The 24,084-nt window shown below is 60.9% G+C and carries 15 protein-coding genes; 12 read left to right on the top strand and 3 right to left on the bottom strand.

The features are described 5' to 3' along the window. Positions 1 to 2 precede the first annotated feature (2 nt). The 5 genes from K0F85_RS14425 to K0F85_RS14405 all read left to right on the top strand — a co-directional run bounded on the left by K0F85_RS14425 (position 3) and on the right by K0F85_RS14405 (position 9,144). Positions 3 to 5,348: a PAS domain S-box protein gene (locus K0F85_RS14425; protein ID WP_219116688.1), complete on the top strand. Its 5,346-nt coding sequence runs from the start codon at positions 3 to 5 to the stop codon at positions 5,346 to 5,348. Between the two features lie 236 nt (positions 5,349 to 5,584). Then, entirely contained in the window at positions 5,585 to 6,169 is a 585-nt protein-coding gene (locus tag K0F85_RS14420; protein ID WP_219116687.1) for a LysE family translocator, read from the top strand. Between the two features lie 10 nt (positions 6,170 to 6,179). Then, positions 6,180 to 7,646 carry a PLP-dependent aminotransferase family protein gene (locus K0F85_RS14415; RefSeq protein ID WP_219116686.1) on the top strand — a complete coding sequence of 489 codons (1,467 nt, stop codon included), beginning with the start codon at positions 6,180 to 6,182 and terminating at the stop codon, positions 7,644 to 7,646. A gap of 422 nt (positions 7,647 to 8,068) precedes the next feature. After that, positions 8,069 to 8,650, top strand: coding sequence for a pyridoxal 5'-phosphate synthase (locus K0F85_RS14410; protein WP_219116685.1), 582 nt, complete (start codon positions 8,069 to 8,071; stop codon positions 8,648 to 8,650). 224 nt (positions 8,651 to 8,874) lie between these two features. Beyond that, a complete protein-coding gene (locus K0F85_RS14405) occupies positions 8,875 to 9,144 on the top strand; it encodes a hypothetical protein (RefSeq protein ID WP_139143233.1) in 270 nt (89 codons plus the stop codon). A gap of 236 nt (positions 9,145 to 9,380) precedes the next feature. On the opposite strand, the gene K0F85_RS14400 is transcribed toward K0F85_RS14405, so the two are convergent. From K0F85_RS14400 to K0F85_RS14390, 3 genes are all read right to left on the bottom strand, one after another. Continuing rightward, positions 9,381 to 11,027: a methyl-accepting chemotaxis protein gene (locus K0F85_RS14400; RefSeq protein WP_219116684.1), complete on the bottom strand. Its 1,647-nt coding sequence runs from the start codon at positions 11,025 to 11,027 to the stop codon at positions 9,381 to 9,383. An 89-nt stretch (positions 11,028 to 11,116) separates the two neighbouring features. Continuing rightward, positions 11,117 to 12,238, bottom strand: coding sequence for a patatin-like phospholipase family protein (locus K0F85_RS14395; RefSeq protein WP_257572779.1), 1,122 nt, complete (start codon positions 12,236 to 12,238; stop codon positions 11,117 to 11,119). Positions 12,239 to 12,551: 313 nt separating this feature from the next. Further along, positions 12,552 to 13,478, bottom strand: a complete 927-nt coding sequence (locus tag K0F85_RS14390) for a LysR family transcriptional regulator (RefSeq protein ID WP_219116683.1) — start codon at positions 13,476 to 13,478, stop codon at positions 12,552 to 12,554. 115 nt (positions 13,479 to 13,593) lie between these two features. Here K0F85_RS14390 and K0F85_RS14385 point away from each other — a divergent pair, with 115 nt between their 5' ends. From K0F85_RS14385 to malF, 7 genes are all read left to right on the top strand, one after another. Continuing rightward, positions 13,594 to 15,147: an MFS transporter gene (locus K0F85_RS14385; RefSeq protein ID WP_257572778.1), complete on the top strand. Its 1,554-nt coding sequence runs from the start codon at positions 13,594 to 13,596 to the stop codon at positions 15,145 to 15,147. A 210-nt stretch (positions 15,148 to 15,357) separates the two neighbouring features. Next, a complete protein-coding gene (locus K0F85_RS14380) occupies positions 15,358 to 16,578 on the top strand; it encodes a carbohydrate porin (RefSeq protein WP_219116682.1) in 1,221 nt (406 codons plus the stop codon). A gap of 442 nt (positions 16,579 to 17,020) precedes the next feature. Beyond that, complete coding sequence (locus K0F85_RS14375; RefSeq protein ID WP_219116681.1) at positions 17,021 to 18,031, top strand: substrate-binding domain-containing protein; 1,011 nt, start codon at positions 17,021 to 17,023, stop codon at positions 18,029 to 18,031. A 239-nt stretch (positions 18,032 to 18,270) separates the two neighbouring features. After that, the gene (locus K0F85_RS14370) at positions 18,271 to 19,908 is read left to right on the top strand and encodes an alpha-glucosidase (RefSeq protein WP_219116680.1); all 1,638 of its coding nucleotides are present in this window, start codon (positions 18,271 to 18,273) and stop codon (positions 19,906 to 19,908) included. Between the two features lie 84 nt (positions 19,909 to 19,992). Next, positions 19,993 to 21,078 (top strand): ABC transporter ATP-binding protein, encoded by a 1,086-nt coding sequence (locus K0F85_RS14365; RefSeq protein WP_219116679.1) that lies wholly within the window; start codon positions 19,993 to 19,995, stop codon positions 21,076 to 21,078. A gap of 98 nt (positions 21,079 to 21,176) precedes the next feature. Beyond that, complete coding sequence (gene malE, locus K0F85_RS14360; protein ID WP_219116678.1) at positions 21,177 to 22,397, top strand: maltose/maltodextrin ABC transporter substrate-binding protein MalE; 1,221 nt, start codon at positions 21,177 to 21,179, stop codon at positions 22,395 to 22,397. 172 nt (positions 22,398 to 22,569) lie between these two features. Beyond that, complete coding sequence (malF, locus tag K0F85_RS14355) at positions 22,570 to 24,081, top strand: maltose ABC transporter permease MalF (protein WP_219116677.1); 1,512 nt, start codon at positions 22,570 to 22,572, stop codon at positions 24,079 to 24,081. Positions 24,082 to 24,084: the final 3 nt, after the last annotated feature.

The following is a 24,084-nucleotide window of genomic DNA, read 5'->3' as shown; positions in this document are numbered from 1 at the left end:
GCGTGAGCCGCCTGAAAAACATTTCCCCTCCCCGCCGCACCATCCTTATCGCACTCGCTTGCGCCTTGATGTTGGCGCTATTGACGACCGTGATATGCCTCATGGCGGGCGCACACGAACGCGCCCAGGCGCTAGCATCGTTAGCATCGCGCATGGAAGCTTCTTCCGGACTGCGGGCGGCAAACTTATCACAAGAAATAGACCGGCTACGCCTGGATGTCCGCTTTCTGGCAAAAGTGCCTCCGGTACAAGGCATGGTAAGGGCCATGGGCAACAGTGGATACGATGCAGCCGAGAGAACTCCCGGGCAATTTTGGAAGACGAGTCTGCAGGCGATTTTCAGCAGCTATCTTGAGACCAATCCCGACCTGACACAGGTGCGCTTCATCGGCGTTGCCAACCATGGCTTGGAACTGGTGCGGGTTGATCGTCGGCACAACAACATCGTCGTTGTGCCAGTTGATCAATTGCAGCCCAAAGGCGACCGCGATTACTTTCAATCGGTACAGCACCTGGCGCCTGGCCAGGTTCATGTTTCCGACATCAACCTCAATCGTGAGCATGGCCACATCGAGCTCCCCTACGTCCGGACCCTGCGCACCAGCACACCGGTGTTCGCGCCCGATGGCACCCTGTTCGGGATGATCGTCATCAATCTGGACATGCAAGCGGCCTTCACCGACCTGGCCAGCAACTCGTCCAAAAACATTCACGTCTATCTGACCAATGCCCAAGGGGACTACTTGCTCAATCCTGACGCGCGTCACGCCTTTGGCGACGACCTTGGACAACGCTGGCGTTGGCAAGATGATCATCAGTTATTGCCCACAGAGGCCGGATATCCCCGCGCCATGCAGGTATTTTCTGCTGCCGATGGACTTGAAAATGCACTTCAACGCACCATTGCGCTCGATGAGCACGATCCCCATCGCTTCCTCACGCTGACCCTGGTGCAGTCCGATGCCGTCATCGCAGGCAGGGTGGCCAGTATCGAACGCATTGTACTGGCCATTATTTTGGGCGGCCTGGTTATCGCAAGCATCATCGTCTATGTCTTTGTGCGGATGAAGAAGGCCTCTAGCGAGAAACGCGCGGAGTTGGCGGCGATTGTGGAAAGTGCGCATGACGCCATTATCGGTAAAACCTTGCAAGGCAAGGTCACCAGCTGGAATCACGGTGCCGAGGAACTGTTTGGCTACTCCAGCGCAGAGGCGGTGGGCCAGTCGTTAAACAGGCTCATCGTACCGCATGCGTTTCTTGAACAAGAGGCCAATATTCTGGCACGGGTGGGCAGGGGCGAGCGGATTGACAATCTGACCACTACCCGGCACCGTAAAGATGGCAGCAAGGTCGATGTGTCGGTGATGGTGTCACCGATTCGCAACGGCCATGGATTGGTCATCGGCGCTGCCAAGACGGTGCGCGACGTTAGCGTACAAAAGGCGATCGAAACCGAAATACTGACCTTGAACGCCACGCTGGAGCAACAAGTCAATAGCCGCACCGCTGACATTCAAAGTTACCTTGTGGTTCAGGAGGCTATTTTAAACAATGTAGGCTATGCGATCATCGCCACTGATCAGACTGGCACCATTACTGTATTTAATCCCGCCGCTGAGCGCATGCTCGGTTATAGCGCCGGCGAGGCCATCGGCAAGTTAAACCCGGGATTTTTTCACGATCCGGCCGAAGTGGCTGAGCGTGCGGCGCAATTTTCTGCGGAACTCCAGGAAGACATCGCGCCAGGTTTCGACGTCTTCGTCATCAAAGCATTGCGTGGCTTGCCCAACGAATATGAATGGACCTACGTGCGCAAGGACGGGGGACGCCTTCCCGTCGTATTGAGCGTGACGGCACTAAGAACACACAACGGCGACATCTTTGGCTATCTCGGCGTTTCTACAGACCTGAGCGAACGCCGCGCGGCCGAACAGGCACTGGAAGCCAACAGCCGGTTCCTGGATACGCTGAGCGCCAATATTCCTGGATTGGTCGGCTATTGGGATCGTGAGTTGCGCTGCCGGTTCGCCAATATTGCTTATCTGGATTGGTTTGGCAAAACCCGGGAACAGATGCAAGGCATGCGTATGCAAGAGCTGTTGGGTGCGGCGATTTTCCAGCAAAACACCCCGCACATCAACGCGGCCCTGCGGGGTGAAAGCCAGACCTTTGAGCGTACCCTGACAAAAATAGATGGCAGCAAAAAATGTACCTTGGCGCATTATATTCCTGACGTCGAGCAGGGCATGGTGCGCGGTTTTATCGTGCTCGTAACGGACATTACTGAGCTCAAGCAAACCCAAATTACTATGAAAGAACTCAATGATGACCTGCAATTGCGCACCCGTGACCTGGAGCGTACAGGCCAGATCGCCGGCGTGGGCGCCTGGACGGTGTACCTGAAGGAAAATAGAATCGTGTGGTCGGATCAAACTTGTCGCATGCATGACACGCCCAACGGCTATAGCCCGACGATGGAAGAAGCCATCCATTTCTATGCTCCCGAAGCGCGCCCGGTCATCGAAGCGGCGCTGCAACAGGCGTTGGACAAGCATTTGCCCTGGAATATGGAGTTGCCGCTCATCACAGCGCAGGGCCGTCCGATATGGGCGCGCGTGGTTGGCGAGGTGGAGTTGGACGACAGCGGTCAACCTTTACGTCTGGTGGGCGCATTTCAGGACATTACCGAGCGACGGCTGGCATCTGCTGCCTTGAGCGCAGCGCGCGACCAGTTGCTGATGGCGTCCGACGTAGCCGGCCTGGGCATCTGGACCTGGGACCTGGCCAGCAATACCCTGGAATGGAACGACTTGATGTACGCGCTGTACGACCAGCCCAAGTCACTCAGGCAGACGGGCTTGAACTATGAACACTGGCGCAGTCGCGTGCACCCGGAAGACGTCGAGGCGACGGCGGCCCAATTGCAGGCCGCAGTCGAAGGGCGCGCGACCTACGATCCCGTCTTCCGCGTGGTCAGCACCAACGGCGACGTGCGCCATATCAAGGCCGGTGCGTATATTGAGTACAACGCCCGGGGCAAGGCGGTGCGGGTGACCGGCATCAATCTCGATGTGACGGACCATGTCGAGATTGAGTCGAGCTTGCGGGCTGCCAAGGAGTCGTCGGATGCGGCCAATCGTGCGAAATCAGAATTTCTGGCCAATATGAGCCACGAAATTCGCACGCCCATGAATGCCATCCTGGGCATGTTGCAACTGCTGGCGCAGACCGGGCTGACTCACCGGCAAGGAGATTACGTCGACAAGGCCGGAACTGCCGCGCGCGCGCTGTTGAGTATCCTCAATGACATATTGGATTTTTCCAGAGTGGAAGCAGGAAAGCTGTCGCTTGACCCCCACCCCTTCAAAATTGACCAACTGTTGCGCGACGTGTCAGTAATTTTGTCGGCCAATTTAGGCAACAAGGACGTCGAAGTGCTGTTTGAAATCGACCCGGCGATGCCGCGCTGGATACTCGGCGACGCGCTGCGGCTGCAGCAGATTTTGATTAATCTGGCCGGCAACGCCCTCAAGTTTACAGAACGAGGCGAAGTCGTGTTGTCCGTGAGAGTGCAGGCGCAAGAGCCGGCTCGGCTAGCGTTGTCGTTTGCAGTACGCGACACGGGGATCGGTATCTCGCCGGAGCAATGCGCGCGTATTTTCCAGGGCTTTTCGCAAGCGGAGGCATCCACCGCGCGCCGCTATGGTGGCAGCGGCCTGGGCTTGGCCATCAGTGAGCGGCTGGTGCAAATGATGGGCGGCACCCTGGCCGTCAACAGCGTCATCGGCCAGGGCAGTACATTTTATTTTACGATCGACTGCCCGCGTGCCGACGAGCCCGAACTGCAGGGACAGCAAGGCGGCACAATCGACATGCAAGACTTGCATTGCCTGGTGGTCGATGACAACGACTGCGCCAGACAGATACTGCGGGACATGTTGCAGTCGTTCAGCTGGTCGGTCGATACCGCCAGTTGCGGCACCGAGGCTTTACGTCTCGTTGAGCAAGGTGGCCATGACCAGGAATACGATGTGATCTTTGTCGACTGGCGCATGCCCGACATGGATGGATGGGAAACGTGCGAACGGATACGCCAGTTGGTGCGGCCGGGCACCAGTTCCATGGTGATGATGGTGACGGCGCATGGGCGCGAACTGCTAGCGCAACGACAAGGCCAAATGCCCAGTCTGTTTGACGGCTTTCTGGTCAAGCCGGTGACCGCGTCCATGCTCTTTGATGCCGTCGCCGAGAGCCGCGCCAGTTTGGGAAGAGTCATTCCGATCACGGCGCGGCCGGTGGTGAGCCAGCAGCGCCTGGCGGGGCTGCGCATTCTGGTGGTGGAAGACAATCTGATCAATCAGCAAGTCGCATATGAGCTGTTGAGTAACGATGGTGCCATGGTCTCGCTCGCCGCCAGCGGGCAGGCAGGTATCGACGCCATCGATGGCCCCGCGCCCTTATTTGATGTCGTGCTGATGGACATACAAATGCCGGATATGGATGGCTATGCCGCGACCCGCATCATCCGTCAACAATTGACCCAGGAAGCATTGCCGATTATCGCGATGACAGCCAATGCCATGCCATCGGACCGCGCTGCAGCGCTGGCCGCAGGCATGAATGATCATGTCGGCAAACCATTCGATCTGGCGCAATTGATCGCGGTTATTCTGCGCTATACGCAGCGCGGTGTGCCCGTCGATGCGCTGATCATGTCAGATAGGGAGGCGTCAGATGCGTCGCTTGATTTGGATGTGGCGACGGCCTTGCGCAGGTTAGGCGGGAGCATGCCTATTTACCAACGTGCACTCAAAGGCTACATCCACGAAGCAGCCAGCTTTGAATCGGCTTTTCGGACGGCCATTCAAGACAAGCAGTATAGCGATGCCCATCGTATATTGCATACCATGAAGGGTGTTGCCGGGACCATCGGCGCCAACCGCCTTAGCGAGATGGTCATCAAAGAAGAGCAGTTATTGGAGCAACAGGCATCCGACGACGCCTGGCGTGAACTGGATGATTTATGGCGGGTGGCGGCGCAGGTAATCGAGGCGGCCAAGCAGTATCTGGCGCAGATTGCTCCGGCGGCCAATGCCGCCCCCCTCACGCCGACATGGGACATGGCAGTGCTACGTACCGGGATCGTCGAACTGCAGCAATTACTCGCTGCTGGAGACCTGGAGGCCGACGACGCGTTCGGGCGATTACAGGACGCGTTCGGCCCACTGATGCCAGATGAATTTGCAGTGATCGAGGAAAGTATTGAAGCGTTAAATTATCTAAAGGCCAGCGAACTATGTCATCGGCTATTGGAGTCCATCGGAACTACCCCGAACGGTGAGCTATAGCTGTAGGGACCAGCATTCCAACCGTGTCTCGGCCAGCAACACCTGCGTCTGAGGGCCCCCTCAAACGAGCATTTGCCGGGAATACAACTGCGTTTGACGGTATGGCGGAGGCCTGTATCGCCGCTGTAGCAGTCCTTCGACTGATACAGCATGTGCTTGTACGCGGCGCCTTGTGCCTTGTCCCTGCCGTGCAGCGCTTCTAGACTGGGGCCTTCTCCACGCTGCGACTGCCTACCATGACCGAACTCCTGCCCCTGATGAGCTATTGCTTTGTGATGTCCGCCACACCCGGGCCGAACAACGTCATGCTGGCCACCACGGGCGCCAATTTCGGCTATCGCGGTGCGTTGCCGGTCATCCTCGGCATCCAGCTCGGCATCTTTGTGCAGACCATGTTCATGTGCGTGGGCCTGGGCAGCGTGTTCGTCGCGTACCCGATGACGCAGCAGGTATTGCGGATCGCGGGCGCGCTGTACCTGATGTTTTTGGCCTGGAAGCTAGCCGGCGCCTCGGTGGCGGGAAGCAGCGCACCGAAAGCCGTGTCGTTTGCGCAGGCGGCGCTGTTTCAGGCGCTGAACCCCAAGAGCTGGCTCAAGGCGATCACCATGGCGTCGGTCTTCATGCCTACACAGAGCAATATGCTCGCCAGCGCGCTGCTGGTATCCGTGGTCGGCACCGTGGTGGGCATGCCATGCAACGCCATGTGGGCGCTGTTCGGCGTCTCGATCCGCAGCGTGCTGAAAGCGCCCCGCAACCAGCGCATATTCAATCTGGCGATGGGTGCTATCCTGCTGGTCCTCGCCGTGATGTTTTTACGCTAGACTGCCACCCATGTTCGCCATCGACCGCTCCGCCCCCATCGCCCTGTTCAAGCAGATCGAGGCCGCATTGCGCCAGCAGATCGCGCAACGCGTCCTGCCAGGCGGGACCAGGCTGCCGTCGATCCGCCAGCTCGCCACGCAGCTTGCGGTGAGTACCAACACCGTGGTGGTGGCTTATGACAGGCTGGTGGCCGCAGGCGTCATCGATACGCACGGCACGGCGGGCTTCTTCGTCTGCGCACCAGCTGACGCCAGCCACGCCATTCCGGACGAAGTGGCGCTGGAAGCGGGCCAGGAGCAGGAGCCGGTTTGGCTGAGCCAGCAAGTGAACGACCAACGGCCGGGCGTGCTGCTGGCCAGCAGCGGCGCCTTGCCGCCCACCTGGCTGCAGGACGCGCTGCCGGCGGCGGCCGTGCAACGTGGCCTGGCGCGCAGCGCTGCCGGCATGGCCTCGCGCTGTCCGCCGCAAGGGCTGGCCGAGCTGCGCGAGCAGATCGCGCTGCTGTTGCGCGGCATCGGCATCGCGGCGGACGCCAGCCACATCCTCACCACTTTCGGCGGCACCCATGCAATCGATCTGATCTGCCGCACATTTCTACAGCCCGGCGATACGGTGCTGGTGGAAGACCCCGGATACTTCCTGATGTTCGGCAGGCTGCGCCAGGACGGCGTGCGCCTGGTGCCGATCAAGCGCCGCCCCGATGGCCTCGACCTGGACGAACTGGAAGCGGCCTGCCGCGCGCACCGTCCACGCCTGCTGTTCGTGCAGACGGCTTTGCACAATCCCACCGGTTGGAGCAGCAGCGCCGCCAACCTGCACAAGGTGCTGATCATGGCGCAGCAGTATGGCTTCCTGATCGCCGAAGACGACGTGCACGGCCATTTCCAGCAGGGCCACAGCACGCGCCTGGCATCGCTATCCGGACTGGACGGCGTGATCTATTACTCCAGCCTGTGCAAGGCGCTGAGCCCGGCCCTGCGCATGGGCTACCTGGCTGCGGCGCCTGCCCTGCTCAAGCTGCTGATGCGAACCAAGATCCACGCCATCATGACGTTGCCTGCGCTGAACGAATACGTTCTGCTGGAAGTGCTGAAGGCCGGCAACCTGCGCAAGCACCTGGAGCGGCTGCAACGCAAGATCATGGTGGCGCGCAACGCCAGCACGCAGCAACTGAGCGCGGCCGGCGTGCGGTTCGAGCAGCCCGGCGATGCAGGAATTTTCCTGTGGGGCACGATGCCCGAAGGGCTGGACGTGGACTTGCTGGTGCAGGACGCCTACCGCAACAAGATACTGCTGATGCGTGGCGCCGCGTTCTCGGCCAACGACACGCCCGACCAGCACATCCGCTTCAACGTCGCCTTCAGCCAGCATCCCCGCGTGAGCACCTACCTTCAAGAGCGCCTGCGCGCGGTGGCAGGCGCGCGCTCAAGCCTGGCCCGCGCCAGCGGCGCCGCCAGCATCGAGGGCAAGTCCTGAGTATCGGCTGCGCCCTCCTCCCTTTGCACTTCATCGTGACAGCGCAAAGTACTCAGTGCGAGGCGGGCACTGCCTGGTTGACATAGGCGGTGACTCCGACATTCGGCTAAGAAACGGAAAATCATCGTGGCGTAGAGACGCCGTTGATATCCTGTTTGCCTTTGTTCCATGGCACAAACGGGATGGCATCCCTATATTGAATGTTCATGATATGACTCCTGGCTGGAGCTCTACTATGCTCCGCCGTCTTCAAGATGTCATGGAGATGGTGCTGTGCGACTCTGTGAGTTTTTCATTTTGGCCAAGTGGTATCCTTGCGCTAATATGGCAGAGCGCGGCCACAGGCAGACCTCAGCGCCGTCTAGCAATACTTATTATTATGGCATTTTTTAACAGCAAACTTAGCATTTACAGCTCACATCATGACCAACGAGATCATCGCCAAGTTTCAAGACTGGTGGAACCAAGCTAAAGCCGATTCGTCCCTCAAGCACAAGGGCGCAATGTGTGTTTCCACAATCGACGAGTTCGGATTTCCAAATGCTCGCTTCGTCGACCTCAAGGCTGCTACAGAAGATGGTTTCACGTTCTGCACCTTCCTCGATTCGAAGAAGGGATTGGAAATCGAACAATGCCAAAAGGTCGCACTGACCATTTGGTGGGAAAACGTCGGCTATCAGACTCGGGTACAAGGCAATGCATCGCGCATTTCCCGATCAATGGCGGAGAAATATTGGAAGTCGCGCAACCGCGATGCGCAGCTAACAACGCTATGCAGCAGCCAGAGCCAACCCCTTCTCTCAGGTCAGCAGTTGCTCGACCAGTTGTCTGCGCTGCGAGCGTCGTTTGGTGAAGCCGAGATACCTATTCCAGACAACTGGGGCGGCTACATCGTCGAGCCAATAAGTGTTGAATTCCTGACATTCAGCGAAGATCGGCTGCACTTGCGCGAGCACTACTTTCATAGCGCAGGCCGTTGGAACCGGCAGCTCCTGCAGCCCTGAGTGCTGTCTGCCGAACGCAGTATGGTTTTTCAACTCTAGGACTGCTTTGGGGCGGAACCTGGCAATGACGGCAACCGGCCACAAGCGGTCTTTCGCGGCAGCGTGACAATTTGTGAGTTTTTCTGCTTAACAATCCGCTATGCTCTGGTGCCGCTACCGGCCAGAAGCGGTCGTATAGCAACATTCATTTTTTGACCTGGCTACTCAATCATCTAGAGGTAGAAATGGCATCTTTACTACATGAGGTTTGGGAGGACGAAGATGGAATAACGGTTTGTATTGCTAACGGGAGTCGGCCGGAATTTATGACGGCTGATGCTCGATTTATTGCAACGTTTGAAGCATCTTCCTGGACAGAAGCAATGACAAAGTATTATGAAATGTACGATTTTGGAGTTTACAAGCCCTTCGATTCATCCTCAGAGCCTTACTCCGAAGAGTCGAAAGCTCGCCAAATCGATCAGTTAAAAACGCGTCAAATACGACTGACTTAAGTTAATCTTGGACATGTCGGTTACGTCTGCTTCGGGGCGAAAGCGGACTCACGCCTACGAAAGCCAAGCTGATACCCTGACTGCTGCAGAACCGGGCGGTGCTTCCCGCCATCCCTTCCGCTGCGCCAGCCAACGCAACTTTACCGGTCTTCGCCACAGGTGCATCCCGTCAACGCTCGCGCATAGGACGGTTTCACCGCAAAAAAAAACCCGGCGTACCGGGGTCGTCACAAGGTTTAAGCGCGGGCGCTGCGGCCCGGCAGCGCCAGGCGCCGGCTGGCGGCGGCTTTGGCCGGGGCCGGCAAGCCGCCCGCCACTTTCAGCGATTTGGCCTGGGCGTCGCCGCGCAAGCGGAACACGGCGACCACGTCGACCAGTTCCACGGCGCGCTCTTGCAGCGAGGATGCTGCTGCTGCCGCCTCTTCCACCAGGGCCGCGTTTTGCTGGGTGACCTGGTCCATTTGCGAAATGGCCTGGTTCACTTGCTCGATGCCGGCGCTTTGCTCGTGGCTGGCGTTGGCGATGTCGCCCATGATGTCCGTCACGCGACGGATGCTGGCGACGATTTCTTCCATCGTCGCGCCCGCCTGGTCGACCAGCGCGCTGCCCGTGTTGACTTTATCCACGGAATCCTCGATCAAACCCTTGATTTCCTTGGCTGCCGCCGCCGAGCGCTGCGCCAGGTTGCGCACTTCGGTGGCCACCACGGCAAAACCACGGCCCTGCTCGCCAGCACGGGCCGCTTCCACTGCTGCATTCAGCGCCAGAATATTGGTTTGGAAGGCAATGCCGTCGATGACCCCAATAATGTCGGCGATCTTCTTCGCCGATTCATTGATGGAACCCATCGTGCCCACCACTTGCGCCACCACGGCGCCGCCCTTGCGTGCCACATCCGAAGCGGACACGGCCAGGGTATTGGCCTGACGCGCATTGTCCGTATTCTGGCGCACGGCCGAGGTCAGCTCTTCCAGGCTGGACGCCGTTTCCTCCAGGGAAGACGCCTGTTGTTCGGTGCGTACGGACAGGTCAGCGTTGCCGGCTGAAATTTGCGCGGCCGCAACACTGACCGTATCGGCCGAAGCGCGCACGGTGGCGATCACGCCGACGATGCGTTCGAGGAATTGATTGAAGGCGGTGGCCGTACGCCCCACTTCATCCATGCGCTCGACGGGCATGGCGGCAGACAGGTCCAGCGAGGCGCTGACGCGCTCCAGCGTGTGTTCAATATTGCCCAGGCCGCCGCTGATGGTGCGGTAGATATGCCAGGCCAGCGCGCCCGTCAGCAGCACGGCCACGCCCAGCACGGCCAGCATGGTGTTGAATGCGGTAGCGTAGGCGGCCAGGCTGTCGGCCTTCACGTCATCGACCAGCTTGTTGTTATAGGCGATATGGTCATCCATGCTCTTCTTGGCGGCGGCGGCCGTGATGGCTAGCGGCGTGCCGGCCAGCAAGGTGGCGCGCACGCCATCCATGTCGCCCGCGTAGGCGGCGGCAAAGAATGGCAGCAGCGCGCGGCGGTAGGCTTCCATGGCGGCCTGGTCGGCGTCGAGCATTTTGCTGTCCGTCGCGTCGTACAGGCGCTCGGCGCGGTAGGTGGCAATGACCTTGTCGAAATTCGCGTTGGCGTCGGCCACGGCCTTGTCCAGCGCCGTCTTGTCGGCCAGGTTGGAAAACACGGACAAACGGTAGCCGGCCAGACGCGAATCGGCCAGGAAACCCTTGGCCGCATTCAAGCCCTGGATGCTGGGAATAATGCGGTTTTGCACCGTGTCAAAACGCTCCTGGGCACGCTGCAGCTGGATGGCGCCGCCGGCGCCCAGCAATAGCAGGGCCAGCAAGGCGATGGTCAGAGTCAGAATTAATTGCTTGGTAATATTCATGGTGTTTCACAGTAAAGAGGATGGCTTGGCAGGGCCAGGCGGGATGAGTAGCTGCCGATCAGGTGGCCATGGATCGGTTGCCGATGGCGTCAAGCCGCCAGCGGGGCTGCGTCAGGCATGCGGCGCAGCAAGTCGCCATGCTGGCGGCAAAACGCCAGGCCCGCCTTGTGGCCCACGTCGAACAGCAGCTGCATGTTCGAACTGGACCAGTCCAGGGTGTCGGGCCAGTGCTGCTCCGGGATGCCGCCCATCAGGTCGAGTTTCAGCAAACGCCGCTTGGGCTGGCCCGTGCGGGCGTCCGTGTTGTGTTCAAGCTCGAACAGGCGCAGTTCGCTCTTGGAAATTTTCACCAGCGGCGTGATGATGGAGCGCACCCAGGCGTCGTACAGGTTGCGCGGCTTGCGCAGCAGGCGCTCGTCGCCGAGGATGTCGAGGATGACCAGGGTATCGGCGTCATGGTGCTCGCCCTTGCCTTCGATAAAGGGGTCGAAATTGAGCGTATCGAGGGCCGCGCCTTCGATGTAGTCGTCGCCGGCGATGGTGGTGGGCGCGTACAGGAAGGGAAACGACAGGGCCGCGCGCACGTGGACAGCTTCGATCTCGTGCTTGCCCCAGATCTGCATGCGGTGCTCGCTGAGATTGTAGGCGTTGATGTAGAAATCGGGGCGCATGCGCGCCACGCCCGAGAAATCGACGGCTTTTTCCAGGAAGGGCAAGTGCGCGCACAAGCCCAGGCTTTTCGCCGACAGGTCCGACGGCGACAGCGACGACAGCATCAGCTTGCCCCAGTCCGACCAGGCCGTGGGCACGCCCGCAAACGTTTGCTGGAACGCCTGGAAAAATGGATTGTTGGCCGGCGGCTGGAAGGCGTCGCGGAAAGTGCTTGCGTGCATGCCCGGCTTCTGGAACACCTTGTAGTTGATCGGTATCATCTTGTAGATGCTGTCGGCCACGCCCGTGTCGGCCCAGCTTTGCAAGGCCTGGCGCGGCGTGGCCTCGTGCGGCGTCGTGTAAAGCAAGCCCATTAACACGCCGGCGCCGGAGGCGGAAATGACGTCGAACTCAATGCCCTCATCGAGGAAGGCGGCCAGGGCACCGGCAATCAAGGTGGAATTTGGTGCACCGCCACCCAGCAGCAAACCCGTTTTGCGTGCCCGCTTCGCTGCCGCTGCTGGCGCCGGATTTGGCGGCGTCGTCATCACTGTCTTCATGCACACTCCCTGAACGGAACTGGGTTAACACCCGTTAATTGTTGGTTACTACACGCTTAGTGCGCCTAATCCTGCGCATGTCCCCGCAACCGTGACGCCGATGCAATGTTGCAGAAAGCGATATGAAATTAACATAAATAAATGCCATATGGCAATTTCAATAACGCATGTCCGGTATTCAGGAAGGCCATAAGTTGATGCTGTGCGGGATCGCGTGATGCGACGCAGCAAATTTAAATGCAACGGCGTTAGGAATAATCTCTTTGGGGTAGGAATATTCCTCAACCCGCCACCGCTGCGGCGGCCAGGGGCATCAAAGGAAGGATGCAGGGTCGGGAACGGGCGAGGAGAAATGCAGGTGGGTACACAAATGGTCAACAAAGACGCGAATTTTGGGCGACAGGTGGCGGCTCGACGGCCACAGCACCCAGAACTTGCTCGCATACAGCAAATAGTCAGCCAGCACGACTTGCAGTTCGCCGCGCGCGATGGCGGCGTGCACGATAAAGTCGGGCAAGTAAGCGAGGCCCACACCCTGCGTGGCGGCGCCGATCAAGGCTTCGATATTGTTGCAAGTCAAGGCCGTCGGCAAACGCAGTTCACCGCCGAGATCGCCCTCGGCGCGCTGCAAAGCCCATTCCTGTAATTTCCCCGTGGTGGGGAATTTATAGCGCACGCAAGCGTGGCCTTCCAGCGCGCGCGGCGTGGCCGGCACGCCATGGCGGGCGAAATACGCGGGCGAGCCGACGATGGCGAAGGCAAACGGCCCCAGCTCGCGCGCCATCAGGCGCGAATCGGTGAGCGTGCCACTGCGCACGGCCACGTCGACGCCTTCAGCCACCACGTCGACCAGGCGGTCGTTGAAATCGAGGTCGAGCTCGATCTCCGGATACAGGCGCGTAAATTCGGCCAGCAGGGGCAATATGATGCGGTAGCCGATCACGGGCAGGCTGACCTTGAGCTTGCCGCGCGGCGCCACGGCCAGCTGCGACAGTTCCGCCTCGGCATCGCCGAGGTCGGCCAGGATGCGCTGGCAGCGCTCGTAAAACAGCGCGCCCTCGTTGCTCAGGCTGATGCGCCGCGTGCTGCGGTTGAGCAGGCGCACGCCCAGCTTTTCTTCCAGCCGCGCCACGCTCTTGCCCACAGCCGAGGCCGACACACCGAGCAGCCGCCCGGCGGCAACATAGCTGCTCGTTTCCGCCGCGCGCACGAAGGCGACGATGCCATTCAGATTATCCATGCTATCTAGTAATTTCGATTGAGGAATATTTGTCCGCTATGAGTGGATTTTTAGCCACTTTTTCATTGATTGCGTCCATATTATCATCAGATTCCCTCTTTCTGGAGTCATTCCCATGAACACGAATCAGCGTATGAAGCCTGCCTTCCCGGCCCGGCGGGCCTGCGTACTGGCCGCCGTCTGCCTGGCCGCGCTATGCATGCCGCTCAGTTTTACGGGGCCGGCCATCGCCATTGCCGCCATCGCCGCCGACCTGCACGGCGCGCCGCTGGCGCTGGCATGGATCACGAATGCCTTCATGCTCAGCTTTGGCGGATGCCTGATGGTGGCCGGCGCGCTGGCCGACCGCTACGGCCGCAAGCGCGTATTCTTGCTGGGTATGGGCGTGTTTTCCGCCGCCGCGCTGGCGCTCGCGGCCGCGCCCGCCATCCTGTGGCTTGACGTGCTGCGCGCCGTCCAGGGCCTCGGCTGCGCCATGGCACTGTCGAGTGGACTGGCGGCGCTGGCGCAGGAATTCGACGGCCCGTCCCGCGCGCGCGCCTTTAGCCTGATCGGCACGACCTTCGGCATGGGCCTGGCCTTCGGCCCCTTCCTGGCAGGTACCTTGATCGCCCACACCGGCTGGCGCGCCATTTTTGCCGCCACGGCTGCAGCCGGCCTGGCCGCCCTGCTGGCTGCGGCGCGCGCCATGTGCGAATCGCGCGACCCGCAGGCGCAGGGCGTAGACTGGGCCGGTGCCCTGACGTTTACCGGTGCCCTCTCCTTGTTTACCTATGGCTTGCTGCAGGCGCCGCACACAGGCTGGGGCAGCGCCGCCAGCCTGGGGCTGCTGGGTGGCGCGGCCTTGCTGCTGGCCGCGTTCATCCGCGTGGAGCGGCGCGCTGCGCGGCCCATGCTGGACTTGACACTGTTCCGCCTGCCTGCCTTTGCTGGCGTGCAACTGCTGGCGGCAGCGCCCGCGTTTTCCTTTGTCGTGCTGCTGGTGCTGCTGCCGGCCCGCTTCATCGGCGTCGAAGGCTATAGCGCGCTGGAAGCGGGACGCATGATGATCGCCCTGTCGGCGCCCATGCTGGTGCTGCCCATGCTGGCAGGCCTGGCGGCGCAGCGCCTCGCCGCCGCGCACATTTGCGCCAGCGGCCTGCTGCTGGCGGCGGGCGGCTTGCTGTGGCTATCGACCTGTGCACCGTTAGCATCGCCCGCCACCTTCCTCGGGCCGCTGCTGCTGATCGGCTGCGGCATCAGCCTGCCCTGGGGCTTGATGGATGGCTTGGCCATCAGTGTCGTGCCCGTCGAACGGGCCGGCATGGCGGCCGGCATCTTCAATACGACGCGCGTGGCGGGCGAAGGCCTGGCGCTGGCCATCGTCAGCGCGCTGCTGGGCACCCTGACAATGGCCGCCTTGGGCAAGTTGCCCGGCCTCGCCCCGGAGCAGGCGGCGCTGACGGCGCCTTTCCTGGCGCTGGGCGAGCTGCGCCATGCAGGCGAGTTGTTGCCGCAGGCTAGCGCCGCCGAACTGGCGCAAGCGTATGGCGCCGCCTTCCGCCACTTGCTGTATGTGCTGGCCAGTATCACCACGGCCTCGGCGCTGCTGATCCTGGCCTTTTTGCGTCATCCGACCGTTGCAGCAACGGACACGGCCACCCTACCCGCCTGCGACGCCCAATCGTAATTTTCTCTTGCCGTACACGGCAGCGCCCATGCGCTGCCGCCCGCCTTTGATGTTTCGCCGCAACACCTCAAAAGTTTCAAGGAACAAAACTAGTTTACGCATCAAAGCGCTTTGAACTATACTCAAAGCGCTTTGAAGCATAGTTAAAGCGCTTTGGCTGCACAAATTACTACGCGACCATCCCACACCTATAAAAACACTGGAGACACAATGAACAAATTTTTCCTGAAGGCTATGCCTGCGGCAGTCGTCATGGCCTTGAGCGCTTCGGCCGCCCAGGCCGCCCTGCCGATCGATTTCGGCGGCTACATCCGCTCCGGCTTCGGCACCAGCAGCGAAGGCGGCAAGGAAGCCTGTTTCGGCCTGGCCGGCGCCTCGTCCAAGTATCGCCTGGGCAATGAGTGCGAAACCTACGGCGAGCTGAAATTCGGCGGCGAAGCCTTCAAGGCCGCCAACGGCACCACCTTCCGCATCAATACCCTGGTGGCGTTTTCCGTCAACCAGAATCAGGACTGGGAACAATCGGACCCGTCGTGGCGCGAAATGAACGTGGTGGCCGACAAGATCGGCTCGGGCGCCTTCGCCGAAGCGCGCGCCTGGGTCGGCAAGCGCTACTACGACCGCCAGGACGTGCACATCACCGATTACTATTTCTGGAATAACAGCGGCCCTGGCGCCGGCCTGGAAAACATCGACCTGGGCGCCGCCAAGCTGGCCTACGCCATCGTGCGCACTGCCGACGATACGGACAGCAAGCGCATGGGCTTGTCCCACGATCTGCGCTTCTCCGGCATCAAGGTCAACCCGGACGGTGAACTGACGCTGGGCCTGCAATTCAATCAGAAACGCAACGCGCAAGGCGCGGCCCCCATCGCCAGCGGCCACTTGCTGACCATCATGCATACGCAAGGCAATCTGCTGGGCGGCTTCAACAAGGTCGCCTTGCAGTTCGGCAAAGGCAGCGCCGCCAACACGGGTGGCTTCAGCCTGGGCGCCGACAAGGATGACAAGGTCACGCGCCTGACGGAACAGATCATGATCCAGCCCAAAGGCGCATGGTCGGGCATGGGCACCTTCGTCTATGAAGACAAGCAAACGGCAGGCGTCAGCAGCAAGTGGACCTCGATCGGCGCGCGCCCCATCTACCACTTCACGGACAACTACAGTCTGGCCGTGGAACTGGGTCACGACATCGTCAAGCCAGAAGGCGGCGAAAGCCGCAACCTGACCAAGCTGACCTTCGCGCCGCAACTGTCGGCCGGCAACAGCTTCTGGTCGCGCCCCGTGCTGCGCGCCTTCTACACCTACGCCAAATGGAACAAGGCAGCCCAGTCGGCCGCTGCGGCGGAATCGGCGCTGTCCTCGACAGGCGTATTCGGTGGCAAGACCAATGGCAGCTCGATGGGTTTCCAAGTTGAAAGCTGGTGGTAATCGAACTTTCGACACCTGACAAGATCGTTGCGAGCGGAAGGGAGTTGTGGCTGAGAAGCGCAACGGTACTTTAGTACAGTGAGCATCGCAGGCCGCACATCGCGACGCGCAGTAGGTCTTGTCAGGAGTCATGAAAGGCAGCAACACCGCCCGCTTATTCAGGGGCAGGCAGTAACCGGACCCACCATTTCGCCGCTGCACGCGATGGCCGGCAGCTTCAATGTAGTGATTCAGCAGTATCCTCTTTTAGCGCGGGCGCCCCTGGGTTTGCCCGCGTATTTTTTTGCGCGTCGCCACCGCTGCTCACTCCCCCGATTACTACCCTGATCAATCCGGCATTTATCAGATAAACTACCTCTCATCGCACCGCACCGCTCCCGCCCGCCAGCAGGACGCCGGCAGCGGCAAGACCCACCCAGGACAGACCCCGACTGCAGCATCCATGAACCTTAAAAATTTCGCCAAAACGCTAGGAATCTCCGAAACCACCGTCAGCCGCGCCTTGAATGGCTATCCGGAAGTAAGTGAACGCACGCGCGAACGGGTGCTTGCCGCCGCGCAGGCGGCCGGCTACCGCCCCAATCCCATGGCGCGCAGCCTGGCCGTGGGACGCACGAATATCGTCGGCATCATCTACCCGCTGATGCCGAACGACCTGGCCGACCCCATGTTCATTGACATCGTGGGCGGCATGTCGGAAGCGCTGGAAGCGCAGCAGATGGACATGATGATCGCGCCCGCCTCGGCCACCAATGAATTCCACACCTATGAACGCATGGTCAAGGGCCGCCGCATCGATGGCCTGATCGTCGGACGCACGAAACCGTTCGACGAACGCATCGCCTACCTGGCGCAGCAGGGCATGCCGTTTGTCGCGCATGGCCGCACACAGCTGAACCAGCCGCACGCGTGGTTCGACTACGACAACGAGGCGGGCATGCGCCTGGCCGTCGAGCGCCTGGCGCAACTGGGCCACCAGCGCATCGGCCTGATCAGCGCCACGCCGGACCTGAACTTCGTGCGCCAGCGCGTCGAGAGTTTCCAGCACGCCATGCAGTCGGGCGGCCTGCCCGTCGACCCGGACAACCTGGTCGACAACGCGCACGACCGCCGCGCCGGCTACCAGGCCATGCAGCGCCTGCTGGCCCGCTCGCCGCGCCCCACCGCCGTCATCGTCGACAATCACATGTCGGGCGTGGGTGCCGTGCGCGCCCTGCTCGACGCCGGCATCGCCATCGGCAGCGAGATGTCGCTGATCGTCTGGGGCCTGATGGAAGATTCCCTGGCCGGCCACAACGTCACCACCGTCGTCCAGCCCGACCCGCGCGGCGCCGGCGCGAAGATGATCCACATGCTGCTGGCCCTGATGGATGGCACGCCCGTCACCGAACTGCAGGAACTGTGGCCGTGCGAACTGCTGCCGGGCGAGTCGGCCGGCCCCGTGCCGCACTAGCCAATCCCGCCTTTCCGGCACCGCCGGCCGCCTGGCCAGCGGTGCCACCATGTCGTCCTGAATGAGCCTCATAAAAAAAACGTATGTCTGCTGCGTGTATCGCTTTACTTTTCAAAGCGCTTTGAACTATACTCATTTCATACCCAAAGCGCTTTGAATTTTAAAATAAGACGTTCGCCTACCAACCAGCAGCGCCGCCCTGATAGCCAAGGCTACAGGCAACTTTTAAGAAATCATTCATGCCGACCATCCAGAACAATCTCGCCCACCTGCCCGCCGACTGGTGGCGCAGCGCCGTCATTTACCAGGTCTATCCACGCAGCTTCCTCGACAGCAATGGCGACGGCATCGGCGACTTGCCCGGCATTACCTCCAAGCTCGATTACATCGCCGCCCTGGGCGCCGACATCGTCTGGATTTCGCCCTTCTTCACGTCGCCAATGAAAGACTTCGGCTACGACGTGGCCGACTTCTGCGACGTCGACCCCATGTTCGGCAGCCTGGCCGATTTCGACCGCCTGGTGGCGCGCGCCCATGAACTGGGCTTGAAAGTAATGATCGACCAGGTGCTGTCGCACTCGTCCGACAATCACCCATGGTTCGTGGAAAGCCGCTCCAGCCGCGACAATCCCAAGGCCGACTGGTATGTCTGGGCCGACCAGAAACCGGACGGCACGGCGCCCAACAACTGGCTGTCCGTGTTTGGTGGTTCCGCCTGGCAATGGGAGCCGCGCCGCGGCCAGTACTACCTGCACGATTTCCTCGCCAGCCAGCCCGACCTGAATTTCCATAACCCGGCCGTGCAGCAAGCCCAACTGGACAACCTGCGTTTCTGGCTGGAACGCGGCGTCGATGGCTTCCGCTTCGATTCCTGCAACTTCCCATATCACGACCAGTTGCTGCGCGACAATCCGCCGGCCGCGCAGCGCGACGCGAGCAGCGTGTCAGCCATCAACCCCTACGGCATGCAAGCGCACGTGTATGACAAGACGCAGCCGGAAAACATCGCCTACCTGCAGCGCGTGCGCGCCGTACTCGATCAATACCAGGCCATTTCCATCGGCGAAGTGGGCGACGACAATGCGCTGGCCACCATGGCTGCCTACACGGGCGCCGACAAACTGCACATGGCTTACAGTTTCAACTTGCTGACGGCGGAATTTTCGGCCGCGCACATCCGCACGCAGGTGGAAGAATTCGAAGCGCAAGTGGCCGACGGCTGGGCTTCCTGGTCCGTGGGCAACCACGACAGCGTGCGCGTCATGACGCGCTGGGGCGGCGACCATCCATCGCCATCGCTGGCCAAGGTCGTGCTGGCCGTGCAGGCGGCGCTGAAAGGCACGCCGTGCCTGTACCAGGGCGACGAACTGGCCCTGACGGAAGCGGACATTCCTTTCGAAGCATTGCAAGACCCGTACGGCATCCCGTTCTGGCCCCAGTTCAAGGGCCGCGATGGGTGCCGCACGCCGATGCCGTGGGTGGCCGATGCGCCGCACGGCGGCTTCAGCACGGCGAAACCCTGGTTGCCCGTGCCGCCCGAACATCTGCAGCGCGCCGTCGACGTGGAAGAGGCCGACGCCGCGTCGCCTTTGACATTTGCGCAGAACATCCTCGCCTGGCGCCGCACCCTGCCGCAATTGCTGCGCGGCGATATCGTCTTCTTCGATGCGCCGGAACCCGTGCTGGCCCTGCGCCGCGACTTGCCTGGCCAACCTTCCGTACTGGCGGCCTTCAATCTGGGCACCGAAGCGGTCACGTTTGACTTGCCGGCCGCAGCAGCAGCGACCGACCTGGCCGGTCACGGCTTGACAGGTAGCAAAGATGGCCAACAGATCAGCCTGCCCCCACATGGCGGCTGGTTCGGCACCCTGGCGTAAATCGCAGGCTTTGGCGGCCACGCCGCCAATTACAATAACGAGCCCCGCGCATCAGCGGGGCCGAATTGACAGAACGAGGACGACATGGCAGGACTAAAATTGGCAGGGCTGAAGAAGGCATATGGCGACGTGCAAACCCTGCACGGCATCGACCTGGAAATCGCCGATGGCGAATTCATGGTCTTCGTGGGCCCGTCGGGCTGCGGCAAGTCCACCTTGCTGCGCAGCATCTGCGGCCTGGAAGAAATCAGCGGCGGCGACCTGTATATTGGCAAGACGCGCATGAACGACGTGCCCCCCGCCAAGCGCGGCATCGCCATGGTATTCCAGAGCTACGCCCTGTATCCGCACATGAGCGTGGCGCAAAACATGGCGTTCGGCTTGAAACTGGCCGGCATGAACAAGGTGCAAATCGCCGACGCCGTGCAACGCGCCGCGCAAATCCTGCGCATTGAACCTTTGCTCGAACGCAAACCAAAAGACTTGTCGGGCGGACAGCGCCAGCGCGTGGCCATCGGCCGCGCCATCGTGCGCAAACCAGACGTCTTCCTGTTCGACGAGCCGCTGTCCAATCTCGACGCCTCGCTGCGCGTGCAGATGCGCATCGAACTGGCGAATTTGCACCGCGAATTGCGCTCGACCATGATTTACGTCACGCACGACCAGGTCGAAGCGATGACACTGGCCGACCGCATCGTCGTGCTCAACGCGGGCCGCATCGAGCAAGTGGGCGCGCCGCTGGAACTGTACCACCACCCCGCCAACCTGTTCGTGGCCGGCTTCCTCGGTTCGCCCCGCATGAACTTCCTCAAAGGCAAGATCCACAGCCATGCGGACGGCGTGGCCACCATCGCCACCAACGCCGGCGGCGTGCTGCAAGCAGTGCTGACGCAGCCGCTGGCCAGCGGCACCCCCGTCACCGTCGGCGCGCGCCCCGAACATGTGCAAGCGTGCACGCCCGGCGCCACTGCTGCCATCACGGCCAGCGTGCAGGCGGTGGAAAAACTGGGCGACATCAGCTATCTGTATGTGCAGGTTCCGGGCAGCGACGAACCGCTGGTGGTACGCGCCGATGCGGAAACGGACTGGGCCATTGGCCAGTCCGTGGCGCTGCAGGTGGCGCCCGCCCGCGTCCACGTGTTCGACGAGCACGGCCAGACCCGTACCTGACACCCGGCTTAAGGGGCCAGGCGCTACAGGCGCCGCCTGGCCTGGTTGCATCGTTTCAGCCTTGATACTTCCCATAAAAAAAGACACTGGAGATTGACATGTCCTTCACACACCCGAAACGCAGCTTCATCAAAACCACCCTGATCGCCGCCGCCCTGGCCGGCATCGGCAACCTGGCCGCCGTCAGCATGGCAAATGCGGCCGAGGCAGGCACCCTGTTGATCTGGATCAATGGCGACAAGGGCTACAAGGGCCTGGCCAAGGTCGGCGAAGAATTCACCAAGAAGACTGGCATCAAGGTCGTCGTCGAGCACCCGGAAGATGCGCCAAACAAATTCCAGCAGGCAGCGGCCGCCGGCAAGGGTCCGGACATCTGGATCTGGCCACATGACCGCATCGGCACCTGGATCGACGCCGGCTTGCTGCAACCGTTGACGCCAAGCAAGGAAGCACGCGCCGCCATCCTGCCGCTGGCCTGGAACGCCTTCACGGTGGGTGGCAAGACCTGGGGCTACCCGATCTCCATCGAAGCCGTCGCCCTCGTCTACAACAAGGATCTGGTACCGAAACCGCCGAAGACCTTCGAGGAAATTGCCGCGCTGGACAAGAAACTCTCGGCACAAGGCAAGAAAGCCATCCTGTGGGATTACACGAATACCTATTTCACCTGGCCTTTGCTGGGCGCGGGCGGCGGCTTCCCGTTTGAAGTCAAGAGCGACGGCCGCTACGATGCGGCGAAAACCGGCGTGAACAATGCCGGCTCGCAAGCGGGCGTGAATGCGCTGATGACCCTGATCAACAGCGGCGCCATGCCGAAAGGCGCGGGCTACGCGGAAATGGAAGCGGGCTTCAACCAGGGCAAGATCGCCATGATGATCAACGGCCCATGGTCATGGGACAACGCGCGCAAATCGAAAATCAACTTCGGCGTGGCAACAATCCCAACCGTGGCCGGCAAGGCGGCCACCCCGTTCGTGGGCGTGCTGGGCGCGATGATTTCGAAAGCCAGCCCGAACAAGGACCTGGCGACGGAATTCCTGGAAAACCAGATGCTGCAGCTCAATGGCTTGAAAACCATCAACGCCGACGTCCCGCTGGGCACGCCAGCGAACAAGGTGCTGTTCGCGGAATTGAAAGCCAATCCGAACATCCAGGCGACGATGGAAAGCGCGCAAGCGGGCCGCCCGATGCCGAACAATCCGGAAATGGGCCGCTTCTGGTCGTCCATGCAGTCGGCGCTGGAAAACATCACCCAAGGCCGCCAAAGCACCAAGGATGGCCTGGATGCGGCGGCGAAGCGGATTACGACGGCGAATTAATAGACGTTGGTTGGGCGAAATTTAATTTTCGACCATCAGCAGAAATCCGGGGTCAGACCCGCCGGGGGAACGCATCCCAATGGGATGTGTTCCACTTCCGGAGGAACTGACCCCAGCTCTCCGTTGCGGACAAGTTCAACGCAAACAGCATCCCTCTTCACAGGTATCCATCGTGCGCAAGTTTATCGGCCCTACGGTATTGACCATCAGCATGGCGCTGGGTCTGTATCTGCTCTTCATGTTGTACATTTCCGGCCAGACCATGCTGGCCGCCGTTTTCCTCGGCTTGCTGACACTGACGACGTTTGTCTTCACGTCGCCGCGCGCCTATGCCTACCGTTATCTGTTTCCCGGCATTACGGCGGTCATCGTCTTCGTGCTATTGCCGATGGTGTACACGGTGTCGATCGGCTTTACCAATTTCAGTTCGCGCAACCTGCTCACCTACGAGCGGGCCACGCAATATTTGCTCGACGAGACGCAGCGCGTGGAAAGCGCCGGGTATGCGATGACCGTGCATCCCGACAACAAGCAATACCGCTTGCGCCTGGAAAGCCCGGATACAGGCGAAGTGCTGCTGACGCAGCCGCTGGCCCTGAAACGCGCCGTGCCACTGAACGTGGAAGTGGCGCCGCCGGACCCCGTGCAAGCGCCCGTGCTGGCCCCGCCGCTGAGCATCAAGGATATCATCGCCCTGCAAAAAGATTTGAAACAGCTCACCCTGGTCATGCCGAACAGGATAGAGCTGCGCATGGTGGGCTTGCGCGAATTCGGCCCCGTCGCGCATGTCTACAAGCAACTACCCGACAAAACCTTGAAGAAGATCGCCACCGGCGAACTCATCAAACCGAATTTCAAGACGGGCTTTTATGAAATGCCGGATGGCACGAAGCTGGAACCGGGCTTCAAGGTCAACGTGGGCTTCGCCAACTTCGTGAAGATCTTCTCCGATGAAGCGTTCCGCGGTCCCTTCCTGCGCATTTTCGTCTGGACCATCGTCTTCGCCCTGATCAGCGTGGCCACCACCACGGGCCTGGGCATGGTGCTGGCCGTGCTCTTGAACTGGGATGCGCTGCGCTTCCGCGGCCTGTACCGCACCCTGCTGTTCCTGCCATACGCCGTGCCGGGCTTCATTTCCATCCTGGTATTCAAAGGGCTGTTCAATAACAACTTTGGCGAAATCAACCTGGTGCTCGATGCCCTGTTCGGCATCAAACCGGCCTGGTTTTCGGACACCACCCTGGCCAAGGCCATGATCCTGATCGTCAACACCTGGCTCGGCTACCCCTACATGATGGTGGTCTGCATGGGCTTGATCAAGGCGATCCCGTCGGACTTGTACGAAGCGTCCGCCCTGGCCGGCGCGGGACCGCTGACGAATTTCTTCAAGATCACCCTGCCCCTGATCATCAAACCGCTGACGCCATTGATGGTGGCCAGCCTGGGTTTCAACTTCAATAATTTCGTGCTGATCAGCTTGCTGACGGGCGGGCGTCCCGATTTCCTCGACACAACCTTGCCGGCCGGCACGACGGACTTGCTCGTGTCCTACACCTACCGCATCGCGTTCGAGGATTCCGGCCAGAACTTTGGCCTGGCCGCCGCCATCTCGACCCTGATCTTCTTCCTCGTGGCCGCGATTTCGCTGGTCAACATGCGCCTGACGCGCATGAACAAAGCATAAAGG

Source organism: Janthinobacterium sp. UMAB-56, assembly GCF_900095265.1.
Lineage (GTDB): Bacteria > Pseudomonadota > Gammaproteobacteria > Burkholderiales > Burkholderiaceae_D > Janthinobacterium.
This window is presented reverse-complemented; position numbering and strand designations above follow the sequence as displayed.